The organism is Asaia sp. Ae19-3 (assembly GCF_059801175.1).
In genome coordinates this window covers 2,886,758-2,900,163 of record NZ_JBCHWF010000001.1, presented here as the reverse complement: position 1 = coordinate 2,900,163, position 13,406 = coordinate 2,886,758, and the positions used below count along the sequence as shown (strand labels likewise).

Genomic DNA, 13,406 nt, shown 5'->3' with positions numbered 1-13,406 from the left:
CTCCTGTCGTCACACCGCCTCTTCCCGGCCGGGTCATGACGGGGACAGGCTTCAGGAGAGCTGATTTGCTGTCACGTCGTCATACCCTGTTTCTCGGCCTCGCCGGGATCAGCGCCCCGAGCCTGACCACGAAAGGGTTCGCTGCTCCTTCCCTGGCACCGAAGCCGCTGGTCTTCGCGCATCGCGGCGCCTCCGCCCTGCGCCCCGAACACACGCTGGCCTCCTATGCCAAGGCGATAGAAGACGGTGCCGATTACATCGAGCCTGATCTGGTCATGACAAAGGACGGCGTGCTGATCGTGCGCCATGAGAGCAATATCGCCGATACCACCGATGTCGCTTCGCGCCCTGAATTTGCCACCCGCAAGCGCAGCTTGACCATTGATGGACAGAAAGAGACTGGCTGGTTCACCACCGATTTCACCCTGGCAGAACTCAAGACCCTGAGGGCAAAAGAGCGCCTGCCGCAGCTTCGCCCGCATAACACGCGCTATGACGGGCATTTCGATGTGCCGACCTTTGAAGAGGTCATCGATTTTGTCGCTGGTGAATCTGCCGCGCGCGGCAAGGTGTTCGGTCTTATTCCCGAAATCAAGAATTCCACCCATTTCCACAGCCTCGGTCTGGACCCGGAAACCGCGTTCCTGCGTACCATTGCGGCGCATGAATACACCCGTCAGGCCCCGCTGGAACTTCAGTCCTTCGAGACAACCAATCTGAAGGCGATCGGCGACAAGACGCGCGCGATCAACCCGCAGGCACGGGTCATGTTCCTGATGGGCGAGCCCGGCCAGACACCGCCCGATCTGCTGGGCAAGAGTGCCGCCCAAACCTTCGGCGACTTCATGAAGCCCGAAGGCCTGCGCGCCATACGCCGGTTTGCCGATGTCATCGGCCCATCCAATACGGATCTGATTCCGCGCAATCCGGACGGGTCCTGGGGCACCCCCACCACACTGATCACCGATGCGCATACGGCCGGATTGCTGGTTCATTCCTACACGGCGCGTCCGGAAAACTACTGTCTGCCCAAGGAATTGCGCGATGGTGGCGCGCTGAATGCCCGCAATCCGCAAGGCATGATTGCCGAAGTCAAACGCTATCTCGACATGGGGCTGGACGGATTCTTCACCGATGACCCGGCCCTCGGCCGTCTTGCCGTCGACACGGCGGGTTGATCTGAATCAAGCTTGTCTGCGTTACACAGGTCATGCAGGGTCTCCCACCCTGCTGACCCTGTTCTCATGACGGAGATGTCTTTTGGCCGAGCATGACCTTTTTCCCGGACGTTCCTTCGATGCCTTCCTGTTCGACATGGATGGCACGATCCTGACCTCGATTATCGCGGCAGAACGCGTCTGGACCCTCTGGGCACAGAAGCACGGTCTGGATGTTGCCAAATTCCTGCCTACCATCCATGGCGTGCAGACCATCGAAACCATTCGTCGCCAGAAACTGCCGGGTGTCGACCCGGCTGAGGAAGCGCACTGGATTACCAGTCGGGAGCTGGAAGACACCCATGGGATTGACCCCATTCCCGGCGCCACGGCTTTTCTGAACAGCCTGCCTGCAGATCGCTGGGCCATCGTCACCTCGGCCTCCCGCGATCTTGCGCTCAAGCGCATCCAGATTGCAGGCCTGCCCCTGCCGAAAATTCTTATCACGGCAGAAGACGCGCCAAACGGCAAACCCGCCCCGGACTGCTTCCTGCTTGGCGCGCAGCGTCTCGGTTTCGAAGCCAAGAACTGCGCCGTGTTCGAAGATGCGCCAGCCGGCATCAAGGCGGGTGAAGCCGCCAATGCCAGCGTGGTGGTGATTACCGCCACCCATACCCATGCAGTCGACGTCCCGCACCCGACCGTTCCGGGATATGAGGCCCTCAAGGCCCATCAGAACGAGGATGGCCGTCTGAGCATTCTTGGCGAGACAGTCTGACTGCCTGACAATGCCTGTGATCCATATTGCTGCCGCCCTGCTTCATGACGGGGCGGGGCACCTCCTTCTCGTGCGCAAGCAGGGCACTGCGGCCTTCATGCAGCCCGGCGGCAAGATCGAACCCGGTGAAACACCCTGTGCCGCCCTGCTTCGTGAACTTGACGAAGAACTTGGCCTTCAGGCCTCGGCAGAAGCCTGTCGCTTTCTGAAACGGATTGAGGCCCCGGCGGCGAATGAGCCCGGCCATACAGTACGGGCCGAACTCTTCGCCTTGCGCTGGACCGGCGCCATCAAGGTCGCCGCTGAAATTGCCGAAGCGCGCTGGGTCACGCCTGACGATGCCGTTTCGCTCTCCCTCGCGCCCCTGACGCGCGATTGCGTACTGCCCTTATGGCCCTGCCTCTCTTGAAAAAAGAGACGCGCATTTCTACTTCTCCCTGCAAATAGGCGTCGTTACGGCGCCATCACAGTCTCAAGGGATATCCATGACCGAAAACACAGAAAAAGATCAGGTCCAGGGCGCCGAAAAACATGAGTTCAGCGCAGAAGTCGGCCGTCTGCTCGATCTCGTCGTCCATGCCCTCTATTCCGAGCGCGAGATCTTCTTGCGTGAACTCGTGGCCAATGCTGCCGATGCTTCGGACAAGCGTCGTTTCGAGGCTCTGACCGACGCCGCCAAGGCCCTCCCCGCCGATGCCGCCATTCGCATCCACCCCGACAAGGATGCCCGTCTGCTGACCATCAGCGACAATGGCGCCGGCATGAGCCGTGAAGAGCTGGCAAGCAATCTGGGCACCATCGCGCGCTCGGGCACGCGCGCTTTTGGCGAGAAGCTGAACCGCGCCAAGCCTGAAGACCGCCCCAGCCTGATCGGCCAGTTCGGCGTCGGCTTCTATGCAGCGTTCATGGTGGCCGACAAGGTGGACGTGATTTCACGCCAGCCCGGTTCCGATCAGGCCTGGCAGTGGTCGTCTGACGGCAAGGGTGCCTATACGATCGCCCCTGCCACGCGCGAGCAGCCCGGCACAGACATCATTCTACATGTCAAAACCGATGCCGACGAATTTCTCGATGCCTGGCGTCTGCGCTCGATCATCCGCAAATGGGCCGATCATATTTCCTGGCCGATCACACTGCGTGAAGGTGAGGAAGACAAATCGGCCAATGAGGGCACGGCTCTGTGGCGCAAGTCGAAATCCGACATCACGCCCGAGCAGTACACCGAATTCTACCGTCACGTCGCCCATCAGTTCGACGAGCCCTATGCTACCCTGCACTGGAGCGCAGAAGGCACGACGGAATTCACGGCGCTCCTGTTCATTCCTGGTGCGCGCCCGTTCGACTTCATGGAGCAGTCGCGTGAGAGCAAGGTGCATCTGCATGTGCGCCGCATGTTCATCACCGATGACGCCGAGCTTCTGCCGGCCTGGCTGCGCTTTGTGAAAGGTGTTGTCGACACCGAAGACCTGCCGCTGAACGTCTCGCGTGAAATGTTGCAATCAACGCCGGTGCTGCAGCGCATTCGGAAGGCCGTGACCAAGCGCGTAATGACCGAAATCAAGAACCGCGCCAAGGACACGGAAAATGCCGAATCCTTCGGCACGTTCTGGGAAAATTTCGGCCCGATCATCAAGGAAGGCATCTGGGAGGATTCCGAGCACCGCCAGGAACTCGCCGCCCTGTCTCGCTTCCGCTCCACGGCGTCTGACGATCCGACTACGCTCGACGCCTATCTGACGCGCATGAAGCCGGGTCAGGAATCAATCTATTACCTGACGGGTGAAAATGCCGAGGCCCTGGCTGCTTCGCCGCAGCTCGAAGGCTTCCGTGCCCGTGGCATCGAAGTGCTGCTGCTCTCCGATCAGGTGGATGGCTTCTGGCCCGATCGTCTGTCTTCCTATGAAGACAAGACCCTGAAATCCATCAATCAGGCTCATGGCGATCTGGAGAAGTTCGAGGCTCCCACGCCGGAAGGCGAGGCTGCGGATCTCGAGAAGCTGATCCCGGCGCTCAAGGAGGCCCTTGGCGATGATGTGAAGGATGTACGCGGCACCGTGCGTCTGGTCGGCAGCGCCGTGGTCATCACGAGCGAGGGCGGTCCAGACCTGATGATGCAGCGCCTGATGCGTCGCTCAGGTCAGGGCATGCCGCCTTCTGCGCCGATCATGGAGATCAACCCGCACCATCCGCTCATCCGCGATCTGGCGGCCCGCGTTGAAAAGGGCGAAAGCGTTGCCGATTATGCACGCGTCCTGCTCGATGTGGCCCGTATCCAGGATGGCGAAACCCTGCCCGACGCCGCCGGCTTCGCGCAGCGCCTGACCGCCATGCTCACCAGCGGCATTACAGTCTGATATCAGATTACGCGTTACCGCCCCCGGAGAGCACAGTTTCTCCGGGGGCAATCTGCCCCGGCCCTGTGCGTAGGCGCGGCCTCCAGCCGGGCACCGATCTGATGAAATGGGCGTGACCTTGCCCCTTTGAGACTCACCCTTGTCGTCAATCGCGGTCAGAATTCCGCTGACCGTTTCGGCAAGAACAAGAAGGGTCTCTCATAAAATGCAGATCAGAACAGTCAGCCTTCTTTGCGCTCTCCTGCTTGGCAGCACTGCCGTAGCCAGAGCCAGTACCGCCGGTAAGGCGTGTCATAAACTCGGCCTCTCATCCTGTCCGACACCGGCCGACAAGACATTGCCTGCGGCCAAAGACATGCTCACCTGGGGACAGGCACAGCGGGTCATCGGATTTCGCAATGACTGGCGCATGTATGAAGGCGATGTCTTCAAAGCCGGCACGCCGTCACCTCTCCCCGTTGCCCTGCAGGATCTCTCGGCGCTTCACTACGAGGTCGACGCGAAACGCTACACGCTTGCGGATTATCTGAGCCGCAACAACGTCACCGGCCTGATGGTCATCAAGAACGGCCGGATCGTCTATCGCTATTATGGCAGCGGCAACACGCCAGACACGCTCTGGACCTCGCGTTCGGTTGGCAAATCCGTCGTCTCGACCCTGATCGGTATCGCCCTCAAACAGGGCCATATCCAGTCGCTCGATGACAGGGTGAGTCGCTATGACCCGCAATTCGAGCACACGGTATGGGGTAACATCACGATCCGCCAGTTGCTTCAGCATGTCTCGGGCGTCGCGTGGAACGAGGATTATACAAACCCGGCCTCCGATTTCTCACAGCTGACAGCCTGTGAGGCGGGCAAGGACCCCTATGCCTGCGTCACAACACTGGTGAACACGCCAGACCGCAAGCCGGTCGCGGCACCCGGTAACGAATGGTCCTATTCCTCAGGCGGCGCTTGGGTTCTGGGCGACGTTCTCGAAAAAGCGACAGGCAAGACCCTCGCACAAAACTTGCAGGACAACATCTGGCAGCCCTTCGGCATGACCCATGACGGCGTCTGGCACAGCTATCGCAAAGGCCAGCATGATGTGGGTGCCCACGGCTTCAACGCCACGCTGGAAGACTGGGGGAAGTTCGGGCTGTTCGTAATGAATGAGGGGGTTCTGCCCGACGGCCGCAGGATGCTGCCCAATTCATGGCTGAAAGAATGCAGCGACTGGACACGCGCGCTGCATTCGGTCACCCCGTCTCACCCCAATGGCACTTACGGCTTCGAGTGGTGGCACAACGATGTTCCAGCCACTGCCAGCCATGTCGCCCCCCGAAACGGCATGACTGCCGCCCGGACGCTCTGGGCCATTGGTATTTTCGGCCAGCTTATCGCGATCGACCCTGAACAGAAGCTGGTGATCGTCCAGTGGTCGACTTGGCCAGAGGCAGAACCCTCTTTCGCCAAACAACCGCTGGAGGCGTCCCTCATGTTCAACGCCATAGCCAACGGACTGCAGAAATGAAGTCTGCTTTCTCTCGGACAGCTTCTGGCCGAGAGAAAGGCTCGTCACGCTGCGCGCGACCGCTGACGCCGCAGGGCATGGCGGCATAGCGCGACGCCAAGAGCCAGTGAAACAAGGGCGACAGCCCAGCTGGTCGTCATGTCGCGTCCGCCATGCAGAAAAACGAGCACGGTCAGCAGCAGGTAAAAGACGCCACAGACCGCCAGAAGGGCCCGCTCCTTTATCTGCGGGATAAAGGCGCCAAAAACGAACAGCCAGAAAACGACCTGATACACCGTCATGGCGTGATGATCAGAGACCCAGCCCGGTCTGACGAGCGCCGTGTCGAGCAACATCGCAATACCGGCCATGCATCCTACGCAGCACCCGGCGGTCAAGCGGCCAAGGAACCACGTTCCGCGCGTATCGGTCTCAAGCCCGGTCGCCTTTTCCTTTCGTCGGCGGACCGCAATCCAGAGGCGGTTGCCCGTATAAAAGAGAAACGCCCCGGCAAAGCCGAGCACCAGATAGGCCCAGCGTATGGGTGCGCCACCATAACTGCCGAAATGCAGCGCGAAAAAGCTGGTAAGCGCCGCAAAGCCTCCCGGCTGGAACCCGGGCAGATAATCACGCCAGATCAGACGACCCGAATAAGGGTCCATGGTCGTAAAACCGCTGCTCGGTCCGCGCATGAGATGCGCGGGGTCATGGCCTGCAACACGCAGCATCATGGCGCCATTTGGATGCGTTGAATAATCGAGCGTATCGGGCTTGAAGCCGGGCGCCTCATGGGCAAGACGCGAAACGATTTCGGCCGGAGAAAGCGGCACAGCTCCCTCGGGCGGACGAGAGCCATGGGGCATTCCAGCCATGGCGCGGCCCGCATGTCCCCCCCGATGGGCGTCGCTCTGCTCATGGGCAAGAAATTCCGCCTGCAACGTGAAGATGACATCGTGGAAGGCAAACACCACGGAGGTCAGCGCCATGATGATATGAAACGGCAGTGAGCAGAAACCCAGCAGATTATGCAGGTCGAGCCATTTGCGACGGACACTGCCCTCCAGCCTGACCGCGAAAAGCGCCCGAGCCAGAGCTGGCAGAAAAACCAGCGTGCCGGAAACAAGCGCCAGCGCATAACCGAGAGCGATGAAACCCATCACGATCATGGCGATCTCGTGAGGCAAAGGCAGCCCCATCTGCTGATGCAGCGTATCGATCAGCTGCGCCACTTCCGAGGGTTTGCGCTGCGCTGTCACAAGCCCACCCTGCTCATCGAGCGCGGCCATCATGACAGACTGCGCCCCATGGCCGTGACGCGATGCGGTCAATGGCCAGACCATACGGGCGGGATGATCGGCATCGGGAGCGACCACGAACGTGTAGTTTTTGCGGCTTTCGGGAAAAGCCTCGAACACCTTCTGCGCCAGCTCAGGCGTCCGGTCGAGCGACACCGCCAGAGGAAGCGAGACACGCGGCGTCAGCCAGGATTCCAGTGCAGGCTCGAACATGCTTATCGCACCGGCATAAAACGCGATGAACAGGAAAAGCCCCGCCACGACGCCCACCCAGCTGTGAAGCTCGCGATAGACGGTCACGATGTCGGCACGCAATTTCATGACCCACCTGCCGCGTCAAACCCCGTAAGGAGCGTGTCGATCAGCCAGACAAGGCAGGCCAGCCAGCCAAACCCGAGCCATGCCCCCAACCCCGTGCGGAACAGGAAACAGAGACTGAGACAAATCACCCAGAGCAGGGCTGCCAGCCACATCAGCCATTGCGCCGACTGCGTCATCGGATTGCCCGTGCTGCCACAGACATGACCGATCAGCACCATTATCCCCAGAGAGAAAATCGCGCCGAGTATCAGACCCGCCAGAACCTTCGCGGGCCATTGCCGGTTATCGATGACGCGTTTTTTCATGAGGGGCGCCTTTTATGGATCGCAAGCGCCACGACCAGCGGAAACAGGCTCGTGACCGTCATCAGCGCGACAACGCTCATGAAAATCCCGACCAGAGGGCTCGTCGCTGCGGAAAAGGCCAGACAGGTAAGCACACTCAGCATTATGCCTCCTGTCACGCCAGGCCTGAATGGCAGGCGCCTGGGCAGGATCTGCTGCTGGTGCGACGCCAGATAAAACAGGACACCCGCCCCAGATGACAGCACCACACCCGTCAGAACGAAGAGCGGTGCGTGGCTCACCAGCGATACTCCAGACGCATCGTCAGGCTGCGGCCCTGGCCGTAATAGCAGGCTGACACTGCAGTGCAGGTCGCAACGAAGCGCTTGTTCGCGATGTTGCGCATGTTGAGCGAGAAAGAGAGCCCGTCATAGCGCGGCCGCGCCACACCGAAATCATAACGCAGGAACATGTCAAAAAGCGTGTAGCCGGGGATTGAGAGCGTATTGGCCGTATCGCCATAGGAATGGCCTGTATAACGCACACCACCGCCAAAACCGGCACCACGCATCGGACCATGAAGCAGACGCTGATCGACGAATAGCGACGCCATCCATTTCGGCGCGGCATTCATGTAATTGCCGACCTGCGACAGCGTGTTGGATTCCGTGATCTTGGCATCGCTGCGCGTGCCGGTGAAAATGACGGCCATATCCCAGGGCAGGGTCGCCCGGCCCTCAAGCTCGAGGCCACGTGCCCGCATTTCGCCCGTCTGCACTAGGCAGGTAGCGGTGCCGCACAGAACCCCGCTCGGGGCGGGCGTGGTCACATTGCGCTGCTTGATCTGATAGGCGCCGAAAGTGACATAGATATTCTTGCCGTACTGATAGCGCAGACCGGCTTCATACTGATCGCCCGTTGTCGGCTTGAAAGGCTTGTTATCAAGCGCGGTCGACGGATCGGAGACCTGAGGCTGGAACGAAGTCGCATAGCTGAAATAGGGGGCCAGACCGATTTTCGTGCGGTAGACCGCACCGGCCCGCCACGTAAACTTGTCATTGTTATTCTGATAGCGCTTCTGGGTCAGGATATTGAGCGTGTTGTCACGCGCCCAATCCTCTCGCCCACCCACGGTAATATAGAGGTTCTGGATCTTGATCTGATCCTGAAAATAAATGCCGTTCTGCTGTGATTCAGTCGCACCATAGACCTGCGGTGCTAGTCCGGCCGAATAACCCGTCGTGCCACGCGCGACCGGATCGAAAATATTGAGCATGGGCAGCACGAGCGCTGAATTCACCAGATCGCGGGAGCTTTCCCAGTTCGTGTAAAAATAATCTGTGCCGACGAGCAGCGTATGGTGAACGATGCCTGTCTTTGCCTTCACCTCAAGCTGGGTGTCAGTTGCGACGCCCTGTGACCGTCCACGCCCCTCAACCGCACGGCGATTGACGGTGTCATAAGGGACGCACCCCTTGATGGCGGCGGTACATTTGGTGAGCGTATCGCCCGAGAGCACGGTCGAACGATAGAGGTTATCGAGATAGGTATAACGCGTATTGTTCCGCAGCGTGAAAATGCGGCTGAAGCGATGCTCGAGGAACGAGCCTGCCAGCGCCTGCGTGCGGTCGAAATTATTCCAGTCCGGCTCGCCGATATTTGCATCATTGGCGATATAGCGCCCCTTCGACGGCACAAGCGTGCCAGTCATGGGCAGGAACTGGAAAGTCGAGCCACCGGTATCGCGCTGATACTGCGCGAGAAGCGTCCAGCTCGAGCCCGGCGCATAGGCCCAGGTCAGGCTGGGAGAGACATAATAGCGTCCACTATTCACATCATTGACCTGCGTGCCGCCGTAACGTGCCACAGCAACAATACGACCACGAACCGTTCCGGACTTGTTCAACTTGCCGGAGACATCACCCGATGCCTGACCCTGCCAGTTGCCAAGCTTGGTGTAGCCGATGGTTTGCAGGAAAAATTCGCCATGCGATTTTTCGGTCGGGCGCTTGGTTGTCAGATTGACGATACCCCCAGGCGCTGTCTGGCCGTAAAGCGCACCGGACGGCCCCTTGAGCACCTCGATCTGCTGCAGGGCAAAGGGGTCGAATGACGTACGTGTCCATTGCCCGCCCGAAGGCAGGCGCAGACCATCGACGAAGTTGTTGTTGGACGAAAATCCACCAGCACCGAAACCGCGTACCGAAACTTCATCCACACGATTATCGATGCCTGAAGGCTCGGCCTGCACACCCGCCATGTAGGAAAGCGCGTCGGCGATGGTCGGCGAGGCCCGCAATTCGATTTCTTCACGCGTAACGATCGAGATCGTCTGCGGAGAGTCGATGATGGGCGTACGTGTTTTCGTCGTTGCTCCTGCCTGCGAAAGCCCGGTAGCCGAAACGACAATTACCTCATCGGCCTTGTCCTTGTGCGCCTTGTCGCGCTTCGTTTCGGCCTGTTTTTGCCGATCCGTGTTTTTAAGCGCCGGTTTCTGTCGCAGGACTGAGTCCGGCTGGCTGTTTTCTGCCTGAGCGGCAGTCAGGGAAGAGGCACTTGCAGCGGCAAGGGCGACGAGACCGATTATCCTGCGCATCGCTTTAAATTTCACATCAAACTGTTCAAAACCCGCGCAGGATTTCTTTTGAATGCGAGTCATTGTCAATTGCATATTATCTGATGAGTCAGCTTTCGCTCTGGGGGTGCTACGCCAAAGCCACACCACCCTATCCGGTCCCGGCAAGGTGACGTGACACACCCCATGCCCATCCCTAGACACTGATGGTACAGAACCCCGCAAAGAGGGCGTCCCGCAAGAAGGAGACATACGGCATGAACGAGAAGATCGCGGCTATTCGGCGGTTCAACCGGTTTTACGTTCAGCATGTCGGCGCAATCGACGCGCAATTTCTGGGTTCGGAAGTCAATGCAACCGAAGCACGGCTACTTTACGAAATCGCAGAACGTGCCCCGGTGCGCGCTACGACACTGCAGGAAATCATGCAGATCGATCCGGGCTATCTCAGCCGCATGATCACGCGTTTCGTCCGAAACGACCTCGTTACACGAAACAGCCCGGCCCATGACCGACGCGCGCGCCCCGTTTCCCTTACTGACAGAGGGCGGGTACTCCTTGCCCAGCTCGAAGAGCGGATAAACAGTGCGCTCGCGCAGACCCTCAATGCCCTGCCCCCGATCGAACAGAATGATCTCGTGCACTCCCTTTCCCGCGCGTATCGTTTGCTGGCGCCTGTCAGCGAGGCCCGGTTCACCCTGCGCCTGGCAGGAGCGGGAGAACCAAGTCTGATTGCCTCACGACAATCGGCGCTCTATGCCGAAAGCCATGGCTGGGGACACAAGCTCGAATGTCTGATCGCTGAAACCGTTGCCAGCTACCTGCGCCATTTCAACCCCGATCGCGAAGCCTGCTGGGTGGCAGAACTCGACGGCGTGATGGCAGGGGCCGTTTTTCTGACCGATGAGAGCGGCGGCACGGCGCGGCTGCGCCTGCTGCATGTCGAGCCTTTTGCACGCAGGCGCGGCGTCGGTGACGCGCTGGTGCAGAACTGCCTCTCCTTCGCACGTGACAAGGGTTATGAGCGCGTCATTCTGTGGACCCATACCGTACTTGAAACGGCACGCCGCCTCTACGCACGAAACGGGTTTGCGTGCATCGCAACGGCACCGCACAATCTCTTTGGCGTGCCGCTTCAGGGGGAAGACTGGGAATGCCGCCTCACCCCGGACACGACATCCTCTCCCTGAGGGAGTGAGATCTCGGCGTGACTCAGCCCGCCTCCATCATGCGCAGGACGAGAAAGCCCGGCTTGCCTGCCAGATAGGCGGCAAGCGGTGTGTCAACCACTTTCATATTGGCCTTGAGCGACGAGGCGTTGCGGAAATACAGCACGCCACCTTTCCAGACGGCCAGACCGGTATGGGTCACGTCCAGCCCGTCCAGCTTCGTATAAATCCCGATCACATCGCCTGTATGGATTTTCGCAGCCACTTCCGGCGTGAGGAATTCCGGCGCCAGATGCGCAATCTCGCGCGGATGAACCGGCAACCCCTGGATATAGACGCCCCCATCGGCCCGACGATTGAGATCCTTGTGCGTCACCACGACATGAGGCGAAAGCGCCCGGGTGATGTCACGCGCATTCTGCGGTGTAAGGGCCACCCAGTCCGTCAGAAAATGGCGCCGGTCCAGATAGGCAACATGGCCATCATGATACCGGGTTTTTTTGAGCGCCCTGATAAAACCGGCTTCGTTTTCTGACAGGGTGAGCGCCCGCACCATGTCGACAAAAGTATAGCAATCAACCCCGTCAAAACGCACGACAAGCGCCTCGGCAGTCTCAGGGCCGCCGATCAGCGTATTCGCACGATAGGGCGTACCAAGAAACATCGCCGATGCCAGCGCTACACGCTCGGCAAACGGTCTGACGGGCACCAACTGGCGCTCGATCACGGCAAGGCGTGCCTGATCTTCCGCTGAAAAGCGGCCTTCGGCAGCCTGAGCCGAAAGAGGAACCAGAGAAGCAAACGCCGCCATGGCCACTCTTTTCCACAAACCACACTCACCCATGTCACCCCTCCTGCATCTGGCCGTCCCTGCGCCGCAGGATTGCAAGGAAAAACGGCGAGATAAAGAGCACCCTATCAAAGCGGCAGCAGAACCATTCGTCTCAAAAGACATACCGGTAGAAGATATGGTTTCTCCCCATCCTGAGTTCTGCGGTAGGCTAGACTAAGACCGGTCAAAAGCCGCCTGTGCGACGTGGCTGACGGGCTTCCAAACAACTGACGCTTAGAGGCAGTAATCGTGGGTAAAATCACCTGTTCGGGCAACAGGTGATACGGCCTGCCTATTGAGGGCCGCAAGCGATCCCTCGTTTGCGACCCTCAATAACAGCCACGACTACCCTCAGCTCATCCAGTTGCCACCATCGATATTATAGGTCTGCGAGACGATATAATCGGCGTCTCTGGAAGCCAGAAACACTGCCAGGCCGCCGATTTCATCAGGGCGTGCCATGCGCCCAAAAGGTACAGAAGCGCCGACAAGGCGCTTTTTTTCGCCAAGGGGCAGATTTTCGTACTGCGCAAAACGACGATCTACATCATCCCAGTGCTCGTTATCGACCACACCCGGCGCAATCGCGTTAACGTTGATGCCGTATTTGATAAGGTCCAGCCCGGTGCTCTGGGTGAGCGAAATGACAGCGGCTTTCGACGCGCAGTAAATGCCGACAAGCGGCTCACCCCGGCGCCCCGCCTGCGAGGCAAAATTGATGATCTTGCCGCCCTCGCCCTGCGCGATCATCTGACGGGCCACGGACTGCAACGTGAAAAGCAGACCTTCGACATTGACCGCAAAAACGCGATGATAGCTTTCCCGCGTTATTTCCACTGTCGGCGCCAGATCGAAGAGACCGGCATTGTTGACGAGTATGTCGATGCGACCATAGCGCGCAATGATCGCAGCCAGAGCCTCATCGATTGATTCCTGACGCGTGACATCCAGCTTTACGCCCAGATGTTCCTCGCCCAGCGCCGCAGCGGCACTGATGGCGCCCGCTTCGTTCAGGTCGCCGATCACGACCTTCGCGCCTTCCTGCGCGTAGCGCTCGGCCAGAGCCCGGCCGATGCCACGCGCGGCACCGGTGATAAGAGCAACACGATCCTGCAACGTCTTGTTGGTGCTCATGTGTCTATTCCT

The 13,406-nt window shown here is 59.5% G+C and carries 12 protein-coding genes; 6 read left to right on the top strand and 6 right to left on the bottom strand.

Annotation, left to right across the window (positions count from 1 at the left end):
• The first annotated feature begins 65 nt into the window (after positions 1 to 65).
• From AAID99_RS12740 to AAID99_RS12720, 5 genes are all read left to right on the top strand, one after another.
• Positions 66 to 1,178 (top strand): glycerophosphodiester phosphodiesterase family protein, encoded by a 1,113-nt coding sequence (locus AAID99_RS12740; RefSeq protein ID WP_498494064.1) that lies wholly within the window; start codon positions 66 to 68, stop codon positions 1,176 to 1,178.
• Positions 1,179 to 1,260: 82 nt separating this feature from the next.
• Positions 1,261 to 1,935 carry an HAD-IA family hydrolase gene (locus AAID99_RS12735; protein WP_188427459.1) on the top strand — a complete coding sequence of 225 codons (675 nt, stop codon included), beginning with the start codon at positions 1,261 to 1,263 and terminating at the stop codon, positions 1,933 to 1,935.
• A 10-nt stretch (positions 1,936 to 1,945) separates the two neighbouring features.
• A complete protein-coding gene (locus tag AAID99_RS12730) occupies positions 1,946 to 2,344 on the top strand; it encodes an NUDIX hydrolase (RefSeq protein WP_188427458.1) in 399 nt (132 codons plus the stop codon).
• A 76-nt stretch (positions 2,345 to 2,420) separates the two neighbouring features.
• Entirely contained in the window at positions 2,421 to 4,289 is a 1,869-nt protein-coding gene (gene htpG, locus AAID99_RS12725; protein ID WP_498494063.1) for a molecular chaperone HtpG, read from the top strand.
• A gap of 205 nt (positions 4,290 to 4,494) precedes the next feature.
• Positions 4,495 to 5,805, top strand: a complete 1,311-nt coding sequence (locus AAID99_RS12720) for a serine hydrolase domain-containing protein (RefSeq protein WP_498494061.1) — start codon at positions 4,495 to 4,497, stop codon at positions 5,803 to 5,805.
• A 44-nt stretch (positions 5,806 to 5,849) separates the two neighbouring features.
• Here the strand turns inward: AAID99_RS12720 and AAID99_RS12715 are convergent, their stop codons facing one another.
• Genes AAID99_RS12715 through AAID99_RS12700 form a run of 4 tightly spaced genes read right to left on the bottom strand, consistent with a single transcriptional unit; the run spans position 5,850 to position 10,295 of the window.
• Positions 5,850 to 7,400, bottom strand: coding sequence for a PepSY-associated TM helix domain-containing protein (locus tag AAID99_RS12715; RefSeq protein WP_498494060.1), 1,551 nt, complete (start codon positions 7,398 to 7,400; stop codon positions 5,850 to 5,852).
• Positions 7,397 to 7,705: a hypothetical protein gene (locus AAID99_RS12710; protein WP_188427454.1), complete on the bottom strand. Its 309-nt coding sequence runs from the start codon at positions 7,703 to 7,705 to the stop codon at positions 7,397 to 7,399. Before AAID99_RS12710 ends, AAID99_RS12715 begins: the two co-directional genes overlap by 4 nt.
• Entirely contained in the window at positions 7,702 to 7,986 is a 285-nt protein-coding gene (locus AAID99_RS12705; protein ID WP_498494059.1) for a hypothetical protein, read from the bottom strand. The genes AAID99_RS12710 and AAID99_RS12705 overlap by 4 nt, the downstream gene beginning before the upstream one ends.
• Positions 7,983 to 10,295: a TonB-dependent siderophore receptor gene (locus AAID99_RS12700; RefSeq protein WP_498494058.1), complete on the bottom strand. Its 2,313-nt coding sequence runs from the start codon at positions 10,293 to 10,295 to the stop codon at positions 7,983 to 7,985. The genes AAID99_RS12705 and AAID99_RS12700 overlap by 4 nt, the downstream gene beginning before the upstream one ends.
• A 221-nt stretch (positions 10,296 to 10,516) precedes the next feature.
• Between AAID99_RS12700 and AAID99_RS12695 the strand changes: the two genes are divergently transcribed.
• Positions 10,517 to 11,449, top strand: coding sequence for a bifunctional helix-turn-helix transcriptional regulator/GNAT family N-acetyltransferase (locus tag AAID99_RS12695; protein WP_498494057.1), 933 nt, complete (start codon positions 10,517 to 10,519; stop codon positions 11,447 to 11,449).
• A 22-nt stretch (positions 11,450 to 11,471) separates the two neighbouring features.
• On the opposite strand, the gene AAID99_RS12690 is transcribed toward AAID99_RS12695, so the two are convergent.
• Together AAID99_RS12690 and AAID99_RS12685 are read right to left on the bottom strand one after the other, a co-directional pair.
• Positions 11,472 to 12,239, bottom strand: a complete 768-nt coding sequence (locus tag AAID99_RS12690) for an N-acetylmuramoyl-L-alanine amidase-like domain-containing protein (RefSeq protein ID WP_498494056.1) — start codon at positions 12,237 to 12,239, stop codon at positions 11,472 to 11,474.
• 372 nt (positions 12,240 to 12,611) lie between these two features.
• Positions 12,612 to 13,394 carry an L-iditol 2-dehydrogenase gene (locus tag AAID99_RS12685; RefSeq protein WP_498494055.1) on the bottom strand — a complete coding sequence of 261 codons (783 nt, stop codon included), beginning with the start codon at positions 13,392 to 13,394 and terminating at the stop codon, positions 12,612 to 12,614.
• Positions 13,395 to 13,406 lie beyond the last annotated feature (12 nt).